We start from the raw sequence: 21,584 nt of genomic DNA on the forward strand, positions 1-21,584 counted from the left end.
TGCATGAACACGAGTTCGGTGCCGCAGAAGTGGGTTATTTGTCCGCTGATATGTGGCACCTCTCCATGAATGTGGGGAGGTCCAGCGTGGCACGGATATTACTGACGGGCGCAACCGGCTTTCTGGGCGGTGCCGTTCTTCACCAGGCCTTGAGCCGGCGCGACGGCTCCGAATGGGTCTGCCTCGTGCGCTGCGCCAGCGCCGAGCAGGGCCGCCAGCGCATCGCCGCGCGGCTGTCGCGTTTCACCGACCCGTTCACCGCCCAGCGCCTCGCCCGCGCGGTCGAGGTGGTGCCGGGCGACTTCACCCGCGCCGACCTCGATGCCGACCCTCGGCTCGATTCCTGCACCCACGTCCTGCACCTGGCCGCCGACACGTCGTGGTGGGGCGAGGAGCGGGTTAGCCGCACCAACCACGACGGCACCCTGGCCCTCGCCCGCCGGGCGCGGGGCATGCCGGGCCTCGTGCGCTTCCTGCACGTCAGCACCGCGATGATCTGCGGCGCGGAAGCCCCGTCCCTGGTCGAGGAGGCGAACTACCCGTCCCGCGACGCCCGTCACCTCGTCGCCTACACGGTCTCGAAGGCCGCGGCTGAGACCTCGCTCGCCGGCAGCTTCGCCGACCTGCCGATCGTCGTGGCCCGCCCCTCGATCGTGGTCGGCCACTCGACGCTGGGAGCCGCGCCGAGCTCCAGCATCCTGTGGGTGATCCGCGCCGCCGACCGCCTGCGCCTGGTGCCCTGCGCGGCCGAGAGCGCCGTCGACATCGTCCCGGTCGACTGGGTCGCCGAGAGCCTCATCGGGCTCCTGCGCAAGCCGACGCTCGCCCACAACCTCTACCACATCTCGGCCGGGGCCGGTGCCCGCTCGCGCTGGGACGACCTGATGCAGGCCTTCGCGGCGGCCGATCCGGCGGGCGGCCCGCGCGACGACTTCAGCCGCTTCGACCTCGCCGCCGACCGGGCGCTGCTGCGCCGGCGCTTCGCCGAGACCTTCGGCCTCGACGGTGCCCTGAAGCAGGCGATGCTGCGGGCGGTGCGGGCCTACTACGCCTTCTGCTCCCTCGACCTGACCTTCTCGAACGAGCGGCTGCTCGCCGAGGGCCTGGCGGCGCCGCCGGCCTTCACGGACTACCTCAAGGTCTGCCTGGAGAACGCCCCCGAGATCGCCGAGCAGTTCGCCGACGACCTCGAGATGTTCGTCGCGCCGGCCCCGTCCCCGGACCTGCCGCTGACGGCGAGCGCATGAACCCGTTCCTGATCCTCGCGGTGGCGATCGGCGCCGAGATCACCGCGACCCTCGCCCTCAAGGCCGCCGACGGGCTCACCCGCCCGGGCCCGACCGTCCTGGTGGCGCTGGGCTACGGCACCGCGCTCTGGCTGATGTCGAGCAGCATGGACATGCTGCCGATCGGGATCGTCTACGCGATCTGGGCCGGCGTCGGCATGGTCGGCGCGGCGCTCGGCGGCGCGATCCTGTTCGGCGAGCCGGTGACGCCGCTGATGATCCTCGGCATCGGCGTCATCGCGGTCGGCGTCGGCATCCTGGCGGCGGCCCAGGCTCACGCCTGAGGGCGGCTCACGGCGGCGAGCAGCTGCACGCCGCCGTCGATCGCCGCGCGCATCGCCGCCGCGTCCCAGTGCACGCGGGCGAGCACGTAGCCGCCCTCGACGATCGCCAGCAGGGCGGCGGCCAGGTTGGCGGGGTCGATCCCGGGCAGGAGTTCGGCCCCCGCCTTCGCCTCCTCCAGGCTCGCCCGCAACGACGCCTCGATATGGCCGAGATAGGCCGCGACCGGCTCGCGCAGGGCCGGTTCCTCCATCGCCGCCTCGTTGGCGAGGCGCGCCAGCCGGCAGCCGCGCAGGGCCTGCCGCTCGCGGGTCAGGTAGGCCCCGACGCGGTCGAGGGGCGGGGTATCGGGCGAGAACAGAGCGTCGATCACCGCGATCTCCTCCTCGGCCATCTCGGCGAGCGCGGCCGCCGCCACCTCCCGCTTGCCGGAAAAGTGGTGGTAGAGGCTGCCCTGGCCGGCGCCGCTGCGGTCGAGCACGTCGCGCGGGCTCGTCGCCTCGTAGCCCCGCTCCCACAGCAGCGCCTTCGCCGCCGCGACGATCGCCTCGCGCTTCGATGATCCTGGCCGTGCCATCTCGTGTCTCTCGCCGTCGGCGGGGCTGTCCGGGGGAAAGCCTGCGCTTCGCCTCGCCCCGAACGGCCCTCCGGCGGACACGATATGCCGCGCCGGGGGCCGCCCGGCCAGCCGTCAGGCCGCGCCCGCCAGGTGCGGCGGCGGAACGTCGGCGTAGGTGGCGAGGCCCTGACCGAACGACCAGTTCTCCCGGGCGATCTCGACCAGGGTGACGAGCACGTCCTCGGGCCGGATGCCCAGCGCGCCGAGATTCGTCGCGATGGCCGCGAACAGCGCCTTCTTCTGCGCGACGCTGCGCCCGGTCGAGAGATGGACCTGGACCATCACGAGGTCGTCGGTGCGATGGATGCCGAGATAGGCCGGGTCGTAGATCACGTCGTCGAACTGGCTCGAGACGACCTGGAACCGGTCGTCCGCCGGGATGCCGATGCTGGCGACGAGGGCGGCGTGGACGGCGTCCGCGATGGCGCGGCGCTCCTCCGCGGGGCGGTTCCGCTTCAGGGTGAGGGTGACCAGGGGCATGGGAGAGATCTCCGAGGCTGCGGGAGCAGCCTCGATCCTTCTATCGTACCTACTGGTATGTACGCGAATGCGAAGAACGCAGGGCCGGCTTGCGCCCGGCTCACCTCTCGATAAGCGCGGCGTCCGCCTCCCGCGCCTGCCAGCCGTACCGCACCAGTTCCGGGTCGGCATGCTCCTCGGCCGGGTAGCCGACGCACAGATAGGCGACGAGCCGCCAGCTCGGCGGCACGTCGAGGGCGTCCGTCACCTCGTCGGGGCACAGGATCGAGATCCAGCCGACGCCGAGCCCGTGGCCGCGGGCGGCGAGCCAGAGGGTGTGGACCGCCGTGACGACGGAGTAGCGCAGCATCTCCGGCATCGTGGCGCGGCCGAGCCCGTGGCCGGACGCCGTCGCCTCGTCGCAGAACACCGCCAGATGCACCGGCGCCTCGCGCAGGCCCGCGAGCTTGAGACGGCGATAGGCGGCGGCGCGCTCGTCGTCGTAGGCGCCCGCCGCCGCTTCGTTGCACCGCGAAAAGCTCGCCGCGACCGCGGCGCGGCGCTCCGGCCGGGAGACCCGCACGAAACGCCAGGGCTGGCTGTTGCCGACCGAGGGGCTGAGGCGCGCGAGCGCCAGGCAGTCCCTCAGGGCGTCGTCCGGCACCGGATCGGTGCGAAAGCGCCGTACGTCGCGGCGCCAGGCGACCAGGTCGGCGAAGCGGGACCGGAACTCGCCGTCGAAGTCCGGGCCGCCGACCGACCGACCCGTCGTCGCCGGGTCCGTCACGGCCGCGCCGGATCCTGCTTGGCCAGGTTCTGCTTGGCCAGGTTCTGCTTGGCCAGGTTCTGCTTGGCCAGGTCCTGCTTGGCCAGGTCCTGCTTGGCCAGGTCCTGCTTGGCGAGATCCCCCAGCAGGCTCGCCGCCACCGACACCTTCGACACCGTGAGGCCCGAGGCGGCGATGGCCCCGACCGCGGTGCGGATGCGGGCGAGCGAGGCGCCGCGGGCCTGGCTCCAGGCTTCGACCGCAGCCGCCCCCTCGGCCTCGAACGACGCGGCCTCTGCGGTGAGCGCCCGATGGGCCGAGGCGATGCCGGCGACCGCCCGCTCCAGGGCGATGCGGTCGAAGGTGTCGGCCACCGGTACCGCCCGGGCGGCGGCCGCGAGGGCGTTGAGGCGGAACAGGTCGGCGAGCGCGAAGTGGGTCGCGGCGATGGAGGCCGGCGGGCGCCCGGTCGCCTCGGCGACCTCGACGATGTCGGGCGCGGCGCCGAGCTCGCCGAGCGCGGCGAGGCGCGAGGCCAGTTCCTCCGGCACGCCGTGGTCGACGAGCGACCGGATGCGCCGGGCCAGGGCCTCGGCCGCCGTCGGGGGCAGGGCGCCCGGGAGGGCCGTCGAGACCGCCGCGATGCCGTCGCGGTAGCGCTGCACCGCCGCCTCGATGCCGCCGGAGGTCGCCTTGCCGTTGCGGATGAACCAGACCATGCGCTGGCGCAGCAGGTCCTGCAGCTCGGCGTAGAGGGCGAGCTGCTGGTCGCCCGAGATCGTGCCGTCGAGGGCGTCGACCGCCTTATTGAGGTCGACCAGCCCGAAGGCGTCGCGGGTGACCGCGTAAGCCGCCGCGATGGCCGGGGCCTCGGCGCCGGTCTCGTCGGCGAGCCGGCTGACGATCGTCGGCCCGCCGCGGTTGACGATGGCGTTGGCGAGGCTCGTGGCGATGATCTCGCGGCGCAGCCGGTGGCCCTGCACCGCGTCGGGGTAGCGCGCCACCAGCACCGGCGGGAAGGAGCGCTCCAGCTCGCGGGCGAGGTAGGGATCGTCCGGCACCGCGCTGTCGAGGAGGGCGTCCTTGAGCGACAGCTTGGCGTAGGCGAGCAGCACCGCGAGCTCGGGCCGGGTCAGGCCCTCGCCGCCCTGCGCCCGCTCGGCCAGGGTGGCATCGGAGGGCAGGAACTCGACGCCGCGGTCGAGGCGTCCGTCGGCCTCCAGCGTCTGCATCTGCCGGGCGGCGAAGCCCGTTTCGGCCGCCGCCGAGCGCTGGGCGAGGGACAGGGCCAGCGTCTGGAGCTGGTTGTTGCGCAAGACCAGGTCGGCCACCGCCTCGGTCATGCCGGAGAGGAGCGCGTTGCGGCTCTCCGGGCTCAGGCGGCCGTCGCGCTCCGGGGTCGCGAGCGCGATCTTGATGTTGACCTCGACGTCCGAGGTGTTGACGCCGGCCGAGTTGTCGATCGCGTCGGTGTTGAGGCGCACACCGCGCCGCGCCGCTTCGATGCGGCCCCGCTGGGTGAGGCCGAGATTGGCGCCCTCGCCCACCACCCGGGCGCGCAGCTCCGCGCCGGTGATGCGGATGGCGTCGTTCGCGCGATCACCGGCCTCGTCGTCGCTCTCGGCAGCCGCGCGCACGTAGGTGCCGATGCCGCCGAACCACAGGAGGTCGACGGACGCGCGCAGGATCGCCTGCATCACGTCCGCCGGGGTCGCCTCGGCCTGGTCGAGCCCGAGGCGGGCGCGCATCTGCGGCGAGAGCGGCACGGTCTTGGCCTGGCGCGAGAAGACCCCGCCGCCGGCCGAGATTTTTTGCCGGTCGTAATCGGCCCAGGACGAGCGCGGCAGATCGAACAAACGCCGGCGCTCGGCGAAGGCCACGGCCGGATCGGGATCGGGATCGAGGAAGATGTCGCGGTGGTCGAAGGCGGCGACGAGCTTCAGGCAGCGCGACAGCAGCATGCCGTTGCCGAACACGTCGCCCGACATGTCGCCGACGCCCGCCACCGTGACCGGCTCGGCCTGGATGTCGACGTCGACCTCGCGGAAGTGACGCTTCACCGCCTCCCAGGCGCCCCGGGCGGTGATGCCCATCTGCTTGTGGTCGTAGCCCTGGCTGCCGCCGGACGCGAAGGCGTCGCCGAGCCAGTGGTGCGCCTCCAGCGAGAGGGCGTTGGCAACGTCCGAGAAGGTGGCGGTGCCCTTGTCGGCGGCCACCACCAGGTAGGCGTCGTCCTCGTCGTGCCGCACGGTGGCGGGCGGGGGCACGATCGCCCCGTCGACGATGTTGTCGGTGAGCGAGAGCAGGGTGCGGATGAAGATCCGGTAGCTCTCGGTGCCCTCCTGCATCCAGGCCTGGCGGTCGGAGGCCGGGGGCAGGCGCTTGGGGAAGAACCCGCCCTTGGCGCCGACCGGCACGATCACGGCGTTCTTGACCTGCTGCGCCTTGACGAGGCCCAGCACCTCGGTGCGGAAATCCTCCGGGCGGTCCGACCAGCGCAGGCCCCCGCGGGCGATGTAGCCGAAGCGCAGGTGCACGCCCTCGACGCGCGGCGAGTAGACGAACACCTCGAAGAGCGGCCGCGGCAGCGGCATCCCCTCGACCTTGGCGCAGCGGAACTTGAACGCGATCGTCCCGGGCGGCAGGCCGTTGCGGCCGATCTGGAAGAAGTTCGTGCGCTGGGCCGCCTCCACCAGGTTGACGAAGCGGCGCAGGATCCGGTCCTCGTCGAGGCTCGTCACCTGGCCGAGGTCGGCCTCGATCTCGGCCCGCACCGCCTCCTGGGCGCCCGCCCGGTCGCCGTCGCGGCGGGGGTCGAAGCGGGCGTAGAACAGCGCGACCAGCCGCCGGGCGAGGGCGGGATGGCGCGCGAGCGTCGTCGCGAGGTAGTCCTGGCCGTAGCGGATGCGCAGCTGGCGCAGGTAGCGGCCGAGCGCCCGGATGAGCGCGACGTCGCGCCAGCCGAGCCCGGCCTCCAGCACCAGGCGGTTGTAGGCGTCCGACTCGGCGAGGTCTCGGGCGAGCGCCAGCAGCGCCGCCTCGACCGGCCCCTCGACCGCCGCGACGTCGACCGGCCCGCCGCCGGCGCGCTCCAGCAGCATGTCGTGCAGCCAGACCCGGGCGCCGGCGCCCTCTGGCTTGAGCCGGTAGGAGCGCTCGTCGATGACCCGGAAGCCGAGATTCTCCAGGACCGGGACCCGCTCGGACAGCGGCAGCGCCGCGCCGCGGGAGAACACCTTGAGGCCGATGCGGGTCTCGGGATCGCCGGGGCGCCGGAAGAGGTCGACCGCCCGGGGCTGGCCCTCCGAGATCCGCTCCAGGATGGCGATGTCGGGCAGGGCCTGGGCGCCGGCATACATCTCGCGGTAGCCCGCCGGGAAGGCGTCGGCGTAGACCGCGGCGAGGCCGCGGGCGTCGCCGCCGCGGGACTCGGACAGAGCGTCGCGCAGCGAATCGGCCCAGGTCCGGGCGAGCTCCGCGATGCCGGCCTCGAGCCGGCCGGCGTCGATCTCGTCGGGCGGCGCGTCCGGCGTCGCCACGATGACGTGGAGACGCGCGAGCGGACCCTCGGGATAGTCGGGCGCGATGGTCGAGAGGCGCCCGCCCAGGGCCTCGGCCAGGTAGGCGCCGATCCGGGCCTGCAGCCGGGCGTCGGTGCGGTCCTTCGGCAGGTAGGCGATCAGCGAGACGAAGCGGCCGAACTTGTCGGGCCGCGCCAGCACCCGCACCCGCGGCCGGTCGGCGAGCGACACGATGGCGAGCGCGAAGCGCAGGAGCAGGCCGGGCTCGATCTGGAAGAGGTCGTCGCGCGGATAGGTCTCGAGGACGTGGACGAGGGAGCGCCCGGCATGGCTCGTCGGGTCGAGGCCGGCCCTGCTCAGCACCGCCGCCACCTTGCGGCGCAGGAACGGCACCTCCTCGGCCCGGCTCGCATAGGCGCTGCCGGTGAACAGGCCGACGAGGCGCAACTCGCCCGCCAGGCCGCCCTCGCCCGATCTGCCCTCGCCGGTGAACAGCTTGATCGCCACCATGTCGAGATGCGCCTGCCGGCGCACCCGCGAGCGCAGGCTCGCCTTGGTGACCATCAGCGCCTCGGGTCCTTCCAGGAAGGCGCGGATCTCGGGCGTCACCGCCACCATGGCGTCGCCGCGCCGCAGCACCTCGACGGCGGGGTCGCGCAGGAGGCCGAGCCCGCTGCCGGGCACGCCGGCATGGTCGGCGCCGTCCGCGTCGCGGTATTCGCGCAGGCCCAGAAGCACGAAATGCCCGTCGCGCAGCCAGTCGAGGAAGGCGCGGGCCTCGGCCCGTTCCTCGGGCGCCAGGGGGGAGGGCGCGTCCGTGTAGGCGGCGGCCGCCTCGGCCAGGTGCTCGACCATCGCGGTGTGGTCGGCCGCCGTCACGGCGACGTCGGCATAGACCCGGGTCAGGCTGGCATGGAGCGCGGCGCGGGCCGCCTCGTCGTCGATGCGGTCGAGATGGACGTGGATGAAGCTCTCGCGGGCGAGCCCGCCGGCCTCGCCGCCGGTCTCCTGCGCGGTGGTCTCGCCGACGACCCGCTTGAGGGCGCCCTCGGCATCGCGCTCGACGCCGAGGATCGGGTGGGCGACGAGGCGGGGCCGGTAGCCGCGGGCGACGATTTCCGCGAGGGTCGAATCGAGCAGGAACGGCCGGTTGGCGTTGACCGCCTCGATCACCGTGAGGTCGCGCCGGCGCCCGCCCTGCTCGACCTCGGCGTCGGAGACCCGCACCGCGCTCGTCGTGCGGCCGGGCCGCGCGGCGGCCAGGTGCGCCCGGGCGGCGAGCGCCAGATCGGCCAGGGCCTCGGGCGTGTAGGCGGTGAGATCCTCCGGCGCGACGCGGCCGAAGAGGTCGCGGACGAAGCCGCCGGGGCCGCCCCGGTCTTCGGCCAGCGCCGCGGCGGCGGCGATCAGATCGGTCCGGCTGGCTTTCGCTTCGGCTGTCGCGGTCGCGGTCGAGGGTTCCACGTCTGCTCGTCCTCTGCCGAGGTTGATGGGCGGAGCGGTGGCACAGCGCCTCGGCCCCCGCAAGCCCGGCCTCGCCTGCCGGAGGCAAACTGCCTATAGCTGAGGCACGACCACCGGGAGGGCACGGACATGAGCGGCGGCAGGAAGACGGCGGGGGGCAAGTCCGAGACCGGGGAGCGGCCGACCCCGCAGGAGACCGACGGGCGGGTGATGGCCCTCGATCTTCCCCCCACGCCCGACCTGTCGCCGGAGATGCAAGCCTATTTCGACAAGTGCCGGGAGAAGATCGGCTACGTGCCGAACGTGCTCCTGGCCTACGCCCACGACAGCGCCAAGCTCGCGGCCTTCGCGGCGCTCTACAACGACCTGATGCTGGCGCCTTCCGGCCTGTCGAAGCTCGAGCGCGAGATGATCGCGGTCGCGGTCTCGAGCGTGAACCGCTGCTACTACTGCCTCACCGCCCACGGCGCCGCCGTGCGCAGCCTCTCGGGCGATCCGGTGCTGGCCGAGATGCTGGTGATGAACTACCGCGCCGCCGACCTCTCGCCCCGCCACCGCGCCATGCTCGACTTCGCGGTGGCGCTGACCGAGGCGCCCTGGACGATCGAGGAGGAGGACCGCGACGCGCTTCGCGACGCCGGTTTCTCCGAGCGCGACCTGTGGGACATCTCCGCCGTGGCGAGCTTCTTCAACATGTCGAACCGCATGGCCTCGGCCGTCGACATGCGGCCGAACCGCTCCTACCACGGCGAGGCGAGGGACCTGCCCGGCGCTGGCGAGGCGTGACCGGTCACCCGGTTGCCGCAATGGCGGCGTACGGCGCCCCTGAGACAGGGGGCGGATCGCCCGACAGGAGCGGTGGATGGCGTATCAGGCGAAATCGGCGCTCGAGGTCCAGCTGGACGTGCTCGGCGCCCTCATGCTGCGCGACATCCGGACCCGCTTCGGCGGGACGATATGGGGATACAGTATCGCGGTCTTGTGGCCCTGCGCCCATATCCTCGTCATCACTGCCGCCTACGTCGTCATAAAGAAGCCCTCGCCGCTTGGTGACAGCATCGTGCTGTTCGCGGTTTCTGGCCTATCTCCTTATATTATCTTCAATTACATGTCCAGGAAGATGATGGAAGGCCCGATGACGAATCGGCAGCTCATTTATTTTCCTCAGGTAAAATTCTTCGACGTCGTCATGTCCCGCGCGATCGTCGAACTTTGTACCAGCAGCTTGAGTATCTTCATGGTATTCTCGATTGCGGCGTTTTGCGGGGCTAACATTATTCCCAGAAATTCATTTGCTTTTTGCGAGTCCATGCTTCTTGCTCTATTTTTTGCGATTGGAATGGGATTCCTGAACGTATTTATTTCGCAAATGCTTGTTCAATGGCAAATAATTGTCATCGTTCCTATCCTAATTATCTATTTTACTAGCGGAACGGTCATCGTTGTCGAGGCGATGCCGGCAATTATTTATGATTATGTGCAGTGGAACCCACTCATGCACATCGTCAAGGTGTGCCGGTCGGCGTTCTATCCAGGTTACGGGGCGGATGCCGACATCATGTACGTCCTCATCGTCAGCGGCGCGATGACACTGATCGGTCTGTTGGGCATTCGCTTCGTGGTGCCGCGCTTTCTCAACTGAGAGCGGGCGCGCACGCTCGTGCTCGGCACCGGGTAGACGGCGCGCGTACCGTTGGACGCGCGTTGCCGTCCGGCAAGCTCCGCCGGGATCTGGGTCGGCCTGTCGCCCCCGTCATCGATGATATGCACGGGGGCGCTGGCGGCGGCTCTCGGGGGGGCAGGGCAGAAAGCTCGGGCAGGTCTCCGACGAGACGATCCATCGTCGGGAGCGACGATCCCCGCGCCGGAAGGCCGGTGCGGGCCGTCCCGACGCACAACAGGCGCGCCGCCCGGTGGCCAGTGCCTGCGCCCAGGAAGACGGCGCGGAGCCGCGGGACAATCAGAAGAAATTTGGGGGTTTTCGCTCCGCGCGCCAATCGCCAGACGGGGAGCTATGATCCTGGTGTGAGGATCCCACGATCCCGCGCAGAAGCGGGATGGTGCGGCCGAGAGGACTCGAACCTCCACTGGTTGCCCAACTAGCACCTCAAGCTAGCGCGTCTACCAATTCCGCCACGGCCGCGGAGTTTGCCGAACATCAAAAGCGGTTCGACTGTCTATGAATCCCATTAATATTCGAACGCGCAGGAAACACGGCGCATCCGCAAACCGGATCCCGATCGATCCCACGAGATCGGATCAGAGCCAGTCTCCATCCCGTCTCTCGTCGGTCCAGGACCTCGAAGGAGAGATGGTGCGGCCGAGAGGACTCGAACCTCCACTGGTTGCCCAACTAGCACCTCAAGCTAGCGCGTCTACCAATTCCGCCACGGCCGCGGATCGCTTCGTCTCGCCGGAAGCGGCGGGGCGGGGCTGAAACCCGTCCGAAGCGAGGCTGCGAATACCAGTCCCCCCCGGGGGACGCAAGCGCCCCGATGCGGAACTGGCAAACATTCTCGTCAGAGCGCGTCCGACAGGGCGCCCAGGAAGGCGGCGCCGCCGTCGCCGATGCGGATGCCCGGCTCGCGCACCACCTCGGCCTTGCGGATCAGCTCGGTCACCTCCACGGAGATGCGGTTGCCCGTGACCACGATCTGCCCGCGGGCGATCGGGTGGTTGTTGGCGAGGATCTCGACCATATCGCTGTCGGTCGAATCGAGCTCGATCACCGCGCCGCGGCCCATGCGCAGCAGCATGTGGATCGGCATCCGGGTCCGCCCGAGCACCACCGCGAGGTCAACCTTGAGAATGTCGAGAACCGCCAACGGACAGACCCACCCTGACCACGAACCGATGCCCCGACAATCCGATCTTATGGTGAAGCCTTGGTAAACGACCGGCTCGGAACCGCCCCGGGGAGCCTCCTGCCGGCGCCCGGCAGCCCTCCCGTCGAATGGGTCGTGCGCGACGCGCTCCTCGACTACCGCGAGGCGGAGGCCGTCATGGAGGCGCGGGCGGCGGCGATCGCCGAGGGCCGCGCCCTCGAGCGCGTCTGGCTCGTCGAGCACCCGCCGCTCTACACCGCCGGCACCTCGGCCCGGGAGGCCGACCTCGTGGCGCCCGGGCGGTTCCCGGTCCACCGCACGGGGCGGGGCGGGCAGTACACCTATCATGGCCCCGGGCAGCGGGTGGCCTACGTGATGCTCGACCTCAACCGGCGGCGGCCGGACCTGCGCGCCTACGTGGCCGCGCTGGAGGCCTGGCTGATCGCGACGCTCGATGCGTTCACGGTGCGGGGCGAGCGCCGGGAGGACCGGGTCGGCGTCTGGGTACGCCGACCGGAGAAGGGGCCGGGAGTCGAGGACAAGATCGCGGCGATCGGCATCCGGGTGCGGCGCTGGGCGACCTTCCACGGCATCAGCCTGAACGTCGAGCCGGACCTGTCGCATTTTTCCGGCATCGTGCCCTGCGGCGTGCGCGAGCACGGGGTGACGAGCCTCGTCGATCTCGGACGGCCGGTCACCCTGCCGGAGGTCGACGCGGTGCTGCGCGGCCGTTTCGAGGCGATCTTCGGGCCGACGGTCCTGGTCGAGGACGATGGCCGGGGCGAGGCCGCCGCGCCGACGGATCCGTGACGGTTAACCCGCCGTTCCCCGGTTTTCACCATGCCCGGACTTGCTCTAGAGTGATGCACCAGAACGCGCGGACGCCGCGGCTGCCGGGCGGGCGGCCCCTGCCGCGCCATCATGGAGGCCCCGCCCGTGCCGGCTGAGACGCCCGAGGTCGCAGGCTCCGAGGTCTCAGGCTCCGGCGCCTTCCGGCCCCTGTGCGCGGCGCTCGCGGCGGCGCCGCTGCCCTCCCTCGTGGTCGCGGCCGGCCCCGAGGGCGCAGTCCTGTTCGCCAATAACGCGGCCGAGACCCTGCTGGGCGCGGTTCCCGGCAGGATTGCCGCGCTGGCTGCCGATACCGAGGCCGAGGATGCCCTGCGGACCCTCCTCGCCGAGGGTAGCCCGGCCAGCGCCGAGGTGCTGGTGCGCCGCCGCGACGGCGCGACCCTGTGGGCCGCGCTCCATGTCTCCCCGGTGAGCGGGGAGGGCGATGGCAGCCTGGTCCAGCTCGTCGAGACCTCCCGCTGCCGCGACCTCGAGGCGGCCCTCGGCCTGGCGCAGCGCCGCGAGGCGCTCGGCCAACTCACCAACGGCGTCGCGCACGAGTTCAACAACCTGCTGCAGATCCTCGTCGGCTACGTCGACGGCCTGCGCCGACGCCTCGGCGAGCACCCGGACGCCTTCGTGCAGCGGGCGCTGACCCGCTCGACCGACGCGGCCGAGCGCGCCTCGGCGCTCACCCGCCACCTCCTGGCCTTCTCGCGAAAACACCGGCCCGAGCCGCGGCCGGTCGACCTCAACGGATTTTTGCGGGATCACCGGTCGCGGGTGGAGGCCGTGCTGGGCGAAGACATCGCCCTCGATCTCGACCTCGCCGGCGACCTGTGGATCGCCTGCGTCGATCCGGTCCAGACCGAGCTCGTGCTGCAGATCCTGCTGCGCAACGCCGCCGAAGCGATGCCGGCGGGCGGGCGCGTCACGATCCAGACCCGCAACCACGGCGGCGAGGGCGTGGCGGCGGACGGCTCGGCCGGGCGCCACGTCGCCCTGACGGTGGCCGATACCGGGTCCGGCATGGCCCCGGAGGTGCTGGGCCGGGCGCTGGAGCCGTTCTTCACCACCCGCGAGCCCGGCCGCGGCACCGGCCTCGCCATCCTCAACGCGGTGGTGAAGCGCCAGAACGGCGCCGTAGCGCTCCGCAGCACCCCCGGCGAGGGGACGTCGATCCGCCTGACCTTCCCGGCGGCAGAGGAACGGCGCCCGCAACGAAGTGGCACTATGCGCTAATCCCCGTCAGATCAAAAATTTATCGCTTGGCAGATCTGGCGCCGATCGGTGACTTTTCATCCTGTGTAGTGATGACCAGGACGGCATCCGGGGCGAGTCCTCCCTTCTACTGCGTCGCCCGCATCCCCATATGCGTGGCGGGGGCGGGACCCCGACCCCCGGACGGCGCCCCAACTGGTGATGGCACGAGGCGAGACGAACCGATGATGACCACCTTCACCCGCGGCCGCCGGACGGTTGCAGCCTTCGGCCTCGCGGCCCTGATGGCCGTGGCGGCGACGGCCGGCGAGGCGCGTCCCGGCAGCGGCTCCTCGATGGGATCGCGCGGCTCCCGCACCTATTCGGCGCCGGCCCCGACCACGACCGCCCCCGGTGCCCCCGCGCCGATGCAGCGCTCGATGACCCAGCCCGGCTCGCCGATGGGCGCCCCCGCCGCCCCGGCGCGGCGCTTCGGCGGCGGCTTCTTCGCCGGCCTGCTCGGCGCCGGCCTGCTCGGCGCGCTGATCGGCGGCGGCTTCTTCGGCGGCCTCGGCGGCATCGCGTCGTTCCTCGGCCTGCTGATCCAGGTCGGCCTGCTCGTCGGCGCGGTCGTGCTGGTGATGCGCTTCCTGCGCCGTCGCCGGGCCGAGCCGGCCATGGCGGGTGCCTACAACCGCAGCGGCCCGGCCTCCGGTTCCTCCGGCGGCCCGCTCGGCGGCACGGGTGGCAACACGGGCGGCCTTGGCGGCGGCCTTGGCGGCATGCTCGGCGGTGGCGCGGCGGCCCAGCAGGCACGCCCGCCCAAGCGCGACGAGGTCGGCATCGGCCCGCAGGATTTCGACGCCTTCGAGCGCACCCTCACCCAGGTCCAGCTCGCCTACGGCGCCGAGGACGCCGCCACCCTGCGCGGCCTGACGACGCCGGAGATGTTCGGCTACTTCGGCGAGGAGATCCGCGCCAACGCCGCCCGCGGCGTGGTCAACAAGATCGCCGACGTGAAGCTGCAGCAGGGCGACCTCGCCGAGGCCTGGCGCGAGGGCCCGGTCGACTACGCCACCGTGGCGATGCGCTACACCCTGCGCGACGCGCTGATCGAGCGCGCCAGCGGCAAGGTCGTCGAGACCAACCCGCCCGAGGCGACCGAGGTCTGGACGTTCCTGCGCGAGCGCGGCGGCCAGTGGGTGGTCTCGGCCATCCAGCAGACGCGGTAACGGTCGATCGTGCGGGGAGCCACGCTTCCCGCCACCTTCGCGAAGCCCTCGATCCGGTCTGGATCGGGGGCTTTTTCGCGTTGGGTTGCATCTCGAAGGTTTGGCGATCCCGAAGGCTTGGCGATCCCGAAGGCTCGGGCGTCAGAGCGCCCGGGCCATCGCTACGAATCCCGCCACCGGCACCTCCTCGGCCCGGGCCGTCTCCGGGATGCCGGCGGCGGCGAGCAGAAAGGCGGGGTCGGGAGTCGCGCCCTTCAGGCTCTGGCGCAGCATCTTGCGGCGCTGGCCGAAGGCGGCACCGGTCACGGTTTCGAGCGCCCGGACCCGGCAGGGCAGGGGCTCGGGTCTCGGCACCAGCCGCACCACGCTCGAGGTCACCTTCGGCGGCGGCACGAAGGCGGCGGGCGGCACGTCGAACAGGATCTGTCCTCGCGTGCGCCAGCCGCACAGCACGCCGAGCCGGCCGTAATTCGCCCGGTCGCTCTCGTCGGCAACGATGCGCTCGGCGACCTCGCGCTGGAACATCAGGGTCAGCGAGTCCCACCAGGGCGGCCAGGCCTCCTGGGTCAGCCAGCCGGTGAGGAGCTGCGTGCCGACGTTGTAGGGGAGGTTCGCGACGATCCGGGCCGGCCCCTCGCCGATCAGCGGGCGGGGGTCGAATTCCAGCGCGTCGGCCTCCACCACCTCGAGGCGGCCGGGATAATGCGCGGCGATCTCGGCAAGCGCCGGCAGGGCGCGGGGGTCGCGCTCGACCGCGATCACCTTGGCGGCGCCGTGCATCAGGAGCGCCCGCGTCAGGCCGCCGGGGCCGGGGCCGACCTCGACCACCGTCACCCCGTCGAGCGGCCCCGACGAGCGGGCGATCCGGCCGGTGAGATTCAGGTCGAACAGGAAATTCTGGCCGAGCGAGCGGCGCGGCATCAGGTCGTGCGCCTGCACCACCTCGCGCAGGGGCGGCAGGCCGTCCGGGGCGCTCACGCGGCAACTCCGTCCCGGGCTCGCGTCAGCCGGCCGGCGAGCTTGAGGGCCGCGATCAGGCTGTCGGGCATCGCGAGTCCCTTGCCGGCGATGTCGAAGGCGGTGCCGTGGTCCGGCGAGGTGCGCAGGAACGGCAGCCCGAGGGTGACGTTCACGCCCTCGTCGAAGGCCAGCGTCTTGATCGGGATCAGGGCCTGGTCGTGGGTCGGGGCGAGCGCCACGTCGTAGGTCGCGCGCGCCCGGGCATGGAACAGCGTGTCGGCCGGGTGCGGCCCGGTGATCGCGATGCCCTCGGCCCGCAGCCGCTCGACCGCGGGAGCGAGCACGTCGCGGTCCTCTGTGCCCATGGTGCCGGCCTCGCCGGCATGCGGGTTGAGCCCGGCGAGCACGAGGCGCGGGGCGGCCAGGCCGAAGCGGCTCCGCAGGTCGCGATCGACGATGCGGGCGGTCTCGACCACGAGGTCGGCGGTGAGCAGGTCCGGCACCCGGCGCAGCGCGACGTGGATCGTCACCGGCACCACCGCCAAGTCCTCCGACCACAGCAGCATCACGGCCGTCGGCGGGCTCGCGCCGGGCGCGGCGGCGAGCGCCGCGAGGTATTCGGTATGGCCCGGATGGCGGAAGCCCGCCTCGTACAGGACGTGCTTGGCGATCGGGTTGGTGACGAGGGCGGGCGCCCGGCCGGCCTGGACCAGCCGCACCGCCTCGTCGATCGACGCGAGGGTGCCGGCGGCGCTCGCCGGATCGGGCCGTCCCGGCTCCGCCGCGACCGTGAGCCCGCCCGGCAGCCGCACCACCGGCAGGGCCCGGGCGAAGGCGTCCGCCGCCCCCTCGGGCTCGACCGCGGCGAGCGGCACGGCGAGGCCGAGGCGGGCCGCGATCGATCCGAGGAAATCCGGGTCGCCGATGACGAAGAACGGCGCCAGGCCGTGCTCCTCGCGGGCGAGCCAGGCCCGCAGGGTGATCTCGGGCCCGATCCCGGCCGGATCGCCCTGTGTCAGCGCGAGGGCTGTGGTCATCGCGGGGATTCCAGTCCGTGGCGGCGCGCCGTTGCGCAGGTTCGTCCTGCGCGCCATCGCATCCCGGCTCCCGTCGGGCAAGTTCTCCTGCCTATCACGCGCTCCTGCCGACCAAGCGATCCCGCCGGGCGAGCGCCCGCCGGAAGGGCAGGCGCCGGCAACCCGTCACCGCGCCGTGGCGATGCCGTCCGCCGTCGTGGTGGTGTTGAGGTTCTGGCGGAAATTCGCCTCGCCGAGGGTGCGCAGCTCGATTCGGAGCAGGAAGGTCTGGTTGCGCTCGCGCAGGCCCGCCGCCGTCTCGATCGGCGAGGACAGGTAGTTGAGTGAGATCGTCGTGCACTCGTCGCGGTAGCCGAAGCCGAAGCCCGACGAGGAGACGTAGAACTTGTCGGACTTGTCGTAGATCGGCGCCGTGCCGACCGGGTTGAGGAAATAGGACTGCGCGGCCGTGGCGTAGAACTCGCGCACCTGGAGGTAGTGCGACAGGTCGAACAGCACCGAGCCGGTCACGAACCAGTTCGGGGTGATATTGTAGAGCGCCGAGGCCTGCAGACCTTCGCGGCGGCGGTCGAAGCCGAGCTCGGGCTGCGCCGCGTAGCGGGCGTAGATCAGCGAGCCTTCGAGCGGCAGGAACGGCGCGAACTTGGCGGTGATGCCGGCTTCGAGGCGCTTCATCGCGAAGGTGTCGTTGTCGAACCGCGCCCGGGTGATGAAGCTGATGTTCTGGTTCGGCGAGACCTGGAAGCGGGTGACGAAGTCCGAACGGGTCTGCTCGAGGCCCGAATCGCGGCCGACATTGGCGATGTCGCCGCGGCGGAACGAGTTCACGCCCGCGATCGCGATCGACTCGCCGGCCATCGCGTTCAGGTAGAAGCCGTTGCGGCCGGTGATCGAGTACTCGGCGCCCAGGTTGGCGCGCACGCCGCCCTCGACCCGGTCGTAGCCGGAGAACTTGTCCCAGGCGAACAGCGAGGTGTCGTCGAAGACGAGGCTCTGGGCGTCCTCGTTGGGGAGCCGCCCGATATGGGTCTCGCTCGGCCGCGCGATGACCTGGGCCACCGGCGAGATGGTGTGTACGCCGAGCGGCCCGAAATCGGCGACGAACGGATAGCGGTACTCGAGCCCGACCGCCGGCATCACCCGGCCGGAAAAATTCGAGTCGGGCGAGAACAGGTTGCTGACTTCCGGGTTCTGGAAGCCGGTCGTGTTCGGGTTCACGAAGAAGGCGTCGCCGCGCAGGTAGGCGAAGGGCTGCCAGCGCTGGCCGAACTCGTCCGTGAAGGTGCGCCGCCACGAGACCTGGGCGGTCGCCCGGGTGGTGTCGCCGGCCAGCCCGCTCACCAGGCACTGCCCGCGCTCGAACACCGAGCAGGTGCTGTAGAGCGGGAAGGTGATTCCGTTGACGCTCGGGCTGAGCAGGTAGGTGCCGGTGCGCGGGATCTGGGTGTACTGGGTCGCGTCCCGCGACAGGTGGGTGAAGTTCGCCTGGAACCGCACCTCGCCGCCGATCGGGTCGGGCCCGTCGCGGCGCTTGTCGTAGTCGATCACCGGGGCGACGATCGGCTGCTGCTTCTGCCAGTCGAAGGTCGACAGGCCCTTGAAGTAGTAGCCCCGCGCCTCGAACCACGAGCGGTCGCCCTGGCCGATCAGGAAGGCGGTCGAGACCGCCTCGCGGAAATAGTCCGTGCTGATCGTCTGGTTGCGGATGCGGTAGTTGTCGAGGAACCACTTGTCGGTGACGCCGACCACGTCCCAGCCCGCGCGCCAGTTCGGGGCGAGGTAGAACTGGCCGGCCGATTCGATCGAGCCGCGGAAGTCGCGGTCGCCCGAGCCGAGGGGGCCGGGCAGGAACGCGCTCGGCGTCGACTGGAAGATGCCGCTGACGCGGACGTTGTAGAAGCCGTTGGCCAGCCGCTGGCGCCACTCGGCCTGGCCGAGCACGCCCTGCTTCGACAGGAAGGTCGGCTCGACCGTGAGGTCGTAATCGGGCGCGATGTTCCAGAAGAACGGCGTGCCGATGCCGTAGCCGAGCACGTTCGAGGAGACGAAGTGCGGCGCCAGGAAGCCGGTGTCGCGCCGCACCGTCGGGTCGGGCGAGTAGAAGTAGGGCAGGTAGGCGATCGGGATCCCGGCCACTTCGAGGTACGAATCCTCGTAGTAGATCCGGCGCTCCTCGTTGTTGTGGATGATCCGCGCCGCCTTGACCTGCCACAGCGGCGGGCGCTCGGGGTGGTCCTTGCACGGCTCGCAGGCCGTGTAGGTGCCGTACTCGAAGGTCGTGGTCTCGCCCGCGATCCGCTCCGCCCGCGGGGCTGAGAACCGCACCCGGGCCGGGCGACCGCGCTGCTCGATGGTCTGCTGGACGCGCAGCGAATCGATGAAGCCGGACTTGAAGTCGTCGGTCAGCTCCATCCGGTCGCCGGTCACGACCGAGCCGGTCTCGTCGGTGAGGCGGACGTTGCCCTCGGCGAAGACCCGGCCGGTGTTGCGGTCGTAGCGGACGCGGTCGGCCAGCAGCGTGCGCGGCCCGTAATGCAGCTCGGCGTTGCCGACCGCCGAGACCGTGTTCTTGTCGTTGTCGTAGACGAGCTCCTTGGCCTCGACGAGCAGGCGCTCGCTCCCGGCCCCGGGCTTGTCCTGATTCTTGGCGGTGCGCGCCGCCAGGCGGTCGTTCAGGGTGCCCTGGGCGCGCGCGGGCTCGCTCGCGCCCACCGTCACGGCGGCCGCCAGCAGAACCGTCAGGGATCCCGTGACCGCGGCACCCGCGGCCTTACGCACGACTCGACCCATCCCTGCACCCGCTATGCCCGTGCCGCCTTGCCGGAGGGTGGCCATCAGCCGTCCTCCAGGTGCAGAAGCGCGAGCGTTCCGAGAAGACTCCCTACCACGGCCGGGAACCACGCCGCCACCGGCGCGGCGACCAATCCAGAGGCTCCTAAGCCCTCCATCACCTGCCGTGCCACGTAGAGCACGAAGCCGGCCGCGACGCCGCCGAGCACCATCTTGCCGATGCCACCAAAGCGGAAGAACCTTAAAGAAACCGATGCCGCGACCAGCACCATCGCCAGGAACAGTACCGGCCGCGCCAGGAGCACGTCGTACTGCAGGCGGTAGCGCGTGGCGTCGAGTCCCGCCCGCTCGGTCCGGGCGATCGTCTCGGTGAGTTGCCAGAAGGGCACGGATTCCGGCGGGGTGAAGCGCTGGCGCACCTGCGAGGGGTCGAGCGTCGAGGCGATCAGGTAGGTGTCGTAGCTCTGCGGCTCCTGGTCCGGCCCCTGCACGCGCACGTCCTGCAATTCCCAGTAGCCGTCGTGCAGGGTGGCGCGGGCCGCCTGCATCTGCTGGGTGAAGGCGCCGCTGTCGTCGAAGGTGAAGACCATGACGCCCGCGAGCGTCGCCGTGCCCTCGACCGCGGTCTCGGCCCGGATGATCGCCTGGCCGTCGATGCCGCGCTGGCGGATCCACAGCTCCTTGCCGGAGGCGGCTTTTCCGGAGCGGGCGAAGATCTTGGCCTCGATCTCGGTCGAGCGCTGCTTCAGCTCGGCCGAGACCGGGTTGTAGACCCCGACCGTGAAGGCGCCGATGCCGAGCGCCACCAGCGCGCCGGGCTGCAGGAACTGCCAGGCCGAGATGCCGGCGGCGCGGGCCACCACCAGTTCGAGCTTGCGGCTGAGCTGGAGGAGCGCCGCCATCGCGCCGAACAGGATCGCGAAGGGCAGGACCTGCTCGGCCACCGCCGGCGTGCGGTACAGCGCGAGCCGCGCCATCACGGCGGCCGAGGCGCCCTCGGCGTCGCCGGCCCGGCGCATCAGCTCGACGAAGTCGAGGGTGTAGACCAGGGCGAAGACCGTGAGGAAGACCCCCAGGATCATCCGCAGGAAGCGGGCCGCCAGGTAGCGGCCGAGCGTGAAGCCGATCAGCATGGCGGCTCAGCCCGCCCGCATGCGCAGGCGCCGTGCCGGCAGCGCCGCCGAGAGCCGGCGCAGCCGCGCCGCCACGGCGGTGTTGAAGGCCCGCACCCGGTTGCCCTGGGTGGCGACGACGAGCGAGAGCACGATCGCGAGCAGCGGCACGAGGTAGACCGCCGCGACGGCGCCCTGGCTGCGCACCGCCGCGCTCGAGGCGGCGAAGCCCGCGATGCGCAGGGCCACCACGGCGGTGATCGCGCCCGCCACCGCCAGACCGCGGCCCTGCCGGGTGGTGCGGGGATCGCCGAGCGCCGCGAAGGCGATCAGGCCGAGCGCCAGGGGATAGAGCCAGGACGACAGCCTGTCGTGCAGCTCCGCCCGGAAGCGGCCCTTGGTGAGCTTGTAGTAGGTCTCGTTCGGGTTCGGGAACAGGAGCTGCACGGTCGAGCGCTCGCGCGGCTTGTAGATCGTGTCGGCGTCCGGCGGCGTGAAGGCCGCGAGGTCGACGGCGTAGCGCTGGAAGGTGATGATCGAGGAATCCCGGCTGTTGGGCTGCTGGCGGTGGATGCTGCCCTTCTCGAGCACCAGGTAGGTCTGCCCGTCGAGGTCGACCGCCTGGCCGCGCTCGGCGAGGTAGACCACCGTCTTACCCACCTCGCGCCGGTCCTGCATGAAGATGCCGAGCAGCGCCCCGTTCGGCGCCCGCTCGCGGAAGTGGAAGGTGATCCCGCTGTCGAGGCTGGTGAACTGCCCCTCCTTGACCACGTTGGCGATGAAGTCGCCGCGCACGCGGGTGAGCACGTCGCGCAGCTCCTGGAAGCTCGACGGCATGACCTGGATGGTCAGGAAGCCGATCGCCGCGCTGACGATCAGCGCCAGCGTCAGGAACGGCCGCATGATGTGGCGCGGCGACATGCCGGCCGCGCTCATCACGATCAGCTCGGAATCGCCGTTGAGCTTGTTGAGCGCGTAGACCACCGCGATGAACAGCGCGACCGGCGCGATCACGGTGATCAGGGTCGGCAGCGACAACCCGGTGATCAGGAAGAAGATCAGCAGGGTCTGGCCCTTGGCGGTGATCAGGTCGAGCTCGCGCAGGGCCTGCGTCACCCAGATCACGCCGGTGAGGCCGATCAGGCACGACAGGAACGCCCCGAGGGCGATGCGGAAGATGTATCGCTCGATCTGCTTCATCGG

Annotated in this window: 17 protein-coding genes and 2 tRNA genes; 7 read left to right on the forward strand and 12 right to left on the reverse strand. The window is 71.4% G+C overall.

Features of this window, described 5'->3' with window-relative positions:
• Positions 1-86 precede the first annotated feature (86 nt).
• Together BMX97_RS03900 and BMX97_RS03905 are read left to right on the forward strand one after the other, a co-directional pair.
• Positions 87-1,247, forward strand: coding sequence for an SDR family oxidoreductase (locus BMX97_RS03900; RefSeq protein WP_244538265.1), 1,161 nt, complete (start codon positions 87-89; stop codon positions 1,245-1,247).
• A complete protein-coding gene (locus tag BMX97_RS03905; protein WP_091745585.1) occupies positions 1,244-1,570 on the forward strand; it encodes a DMT family transporter in 327 nt (108 codons plus the stop codon). The genes BMX97_RS03900 and BMX97_RS03905 overlap by 4 nt, the downstream gene beginning before the upstream one ends.
• On the opposite strand, the gene BMX97_RS03910 is transcribed toward BMX97_RS03905, so the two are convergent.
• The 4 genes from BMX97_RS03910 to BMX97_RS03925 form a co-directional block, all read right to left on the reverse strand.
• The gene (locus BMX97_RS03910) at positions 1,561-2,145 is read right to left on the reverse strand and encodes a TetR/AcrR family transcriptional regulator (RefSeq protein ID WP_091745589.1); all 585 of its coding nucleotides are present in this window, start codon (positions 2,143-2,145) and stop codon (positions 1,561-1,563) included. The two genes, BMX97_RS03905 and BMX97_RS03910, sit on opposite strands and share 10 nt — an antisense overlap.
• Positions 2,146-2,259: 114 nt before the next feature.
• A complete protein-coding gene (locus BMX97_RS03915) occupies positions 2,260-2,667 on the reverse strand; it encodes a tautomerase family protein (protein ID WP_091745591.1) in 408 nt (135 codons plus the stop codon).
• A gap of 100 nt (positions 2,668-2,767) precedes the next feature.
• Positions 2,768-3,433, reverse strand: coding sequence for a 5,6-dimethylbenzimidazole synthase (gene bluB, locus BMX97_RS03920; protein WP_091745593.1), 666 nt, complete (start codon positions 3,431-3,433; stop codon positions 2,768-2,770).
• Positions 3,430-8,397, reverse strand: a complete 4,968-nt coding sequence (locus BMX97_RS03925) for an NAD-glutamate dehydrogenase (protein ID WP_091745595.1) — start codon at positions 8,395-8,397, stop codon at positions 3,430-3,432. The genes bluB and BMX97_RS03925 overlap by 4 nt, the downstream gene beginning before the upstream one ends.
• A gap of 129 nt (positions 8,398-8,526) precedes the next feature.
• Here BMX97_RS03925 and BMX97_RS03930 point away from each other — a divergent pair, with 129 nt between their 5' ends.
• Positions 8,527-9,183, forward strand: coding sequence for a peroxidase-related enzyme (locus BMX97_RS03930; RefSeq protein WP_091745597.1), 657 nt, complete (start codon positions 8,527-8,529; stop codon positions 9,181-9,183).
• 76 nt (positions 9,184-9,259) lie between these two features.
• On the forward strand, positions 9,260-10,039 hold the full coding sequence (locus BMX97_RS03935) for an ABC transporter permease (protein ID WP_091745599.1): 780 nt from the start codon (positions 9,260-9,262) through the stop codon (positions 10,037-10,039).
• 416 nt (positions 10,040-10,455) lie between these two features.
• Here the strand turns inward: BMX97_RS03935 and BMX97_RS03940 are convergent.
• The 3 genes from BMX97_RS03940 to BMX97_RS03950 all read right to left on the reverse strand — a co-directional run bounded on the left by BMX97_RS03940 (position 10,456) and on the right by BMX97_RS03950 (position 11,222).
• Positions 10,456-10,540: transfer RNA gene (locus BMX97_RS03940), tRNA-Leu, on the reverse strand.
• Between the two features lie 169 nt (positions 10,541-10,709).
• A tRNA-Leu gene (locus BMX97_RS03945) sits at positions 10,710-10,794 on the reverse strand.
• Between the two features lie 122 nt (positions 10,795-10,916).
• The gene (locus BMX97_RS03950) at positions 10,917-11,222 is read right to left on the reverse strand and encodes a FliM/FliN family flagellar motor switch protein (protein ID WP_048428740.1); all 306 of its coding nucleotides are present in this window, start codon (positions 11,220-11,222) and stop codon (positions 10,917-10,919) included.
• A gap of 60 nt (positions 11,223-11,282) precedes the next feature.
• Between BMX97_RS03950 and lipB the strand changes: the two genes are divergently transcribed.
• The 3 genes from lipB (at position 11,283) to BMX97_RS03965 (ending at position 14,482) form a co-directional block, all read left to right on the forward strand.
• Positions 11,283-12,032 (forward strand): lipoyl(octanoyl) transferase LipB, encoded by a 750-nt coding sequence (lipB, locus tag BMX97_RS03955; protein WP_091745601.1) that lies wholly within the window; start codon positions 11,283-11,285, stop codon positions 12,030-12,032.
• A gap of 126 nt (positions 12,033-12,158) precedes the next feature.
• Entirely contained in the window at positions 12,159-13,292 is a 1,134-nt protein-coding gene (locus BMX97_RS03960; RefSeq protein WP_244538266.1) for an ATP-binding protein, read from the forward strand.
• Between the two features lie 203 nt (positions 13,293-13,495).
• The gene (locus BMX97_RS03965) at positions 13,496-14,482 is read left to right on the forward strand and encodes a TIM44-like domain-containing protein (RefSeq protein ID WP_091745605.1); all 987 of its coding nucleotides are present in this window, start codon (positions 13,496-13,498) and stop codon (positions 14,480-14,482) included.
• Positions 14,483-14,623: 141 nt separating this feature from the next.
• Here BMX97_RS03965 and rsmA read toward each other — a convergent pair whose 3' ends face one another.
• From rsmA to lptF, 5 genes are all read right to left on the reverse strand, one after another.
• Complete coding sequence (gene rsmA / locus BMX97_RS03970) at positions 14,624-15,403, reverse strand: 16S rRNA (adenine(1518)-N(6)/adenine(1519)-N(6))-dimethyltransferase RsmA (protein ID WP_244538279.1); 780 nt, start codon at positions 15,401-15,403, stop codon at positions 14,624-14,626.
• A 53-nt stretch (positions 15,404-15,456) separates the two neighbouring features.
• Entirely contained in the window at positions 15,457-16,479 is a 1,023-nt protein-coding gene (pdxA, locus tag BMX97_RS03975) for a 4-hydroxythreonine-4-phosphate dehydrogenase PdxA (RefSeq protein ID WP_091745609.1), read from the reverse strand.
• A gap of 165 nt (positions 16,480-16,644) precedes the next feature.
• Positions 16,645-19,314, reverse strand: a complete 2,670-nt coding sequence (locus tag BMX97_RS03980) for an LPS-assembly protein LptD (RefSeq protein ID WP_244538267.1) — start codon at positions 19,312-19,314, stop codon at positions 16,645-16,647.
• On the reverse strand, positions 19,314-20,402 hold the full coding sequence (gene lptG / locus BMX97_RS03985) for an LPS export ABC transporter permease LptG (RefSeq protein ID WP_091745613.1): 1,089 nt from the start codon (positions 20,400-20,402) through the stop codon (positions 19,314-19,316). The genes BMX97_RS03980 and lptG overlap by 1 nt, the downstream gene beginning before the upstream one ends.
• A 6-nt stretch (positions 20,403-20,408) precedes the next feature.
• Positions 20,409-21,581: an LPS export ABC transporter permease LptF gene (gene lptF, locus BMX97_RS03990; protein ID WP_091745617.1), complete on the reverse strand. Its 1,173-nt coding sequence runs from the start codon at positions 21,579-21,581 to the stop codon at positions 20,409-20,411.
• Positions 21,582-21,584 lie beyond the last annotated feature (3 nt).

This window comes from Methylobacterium sp. ap11, from assembly GCF_900110515.1.
In the GTDB taxonomy this organism is placed as follows: Bacteria; Pseudomonadota; Alphaproteobacteria; order Rhizobiales; family Beijerinckiaceae; genus Methylobacterium; species Methylobacterium ajmalii.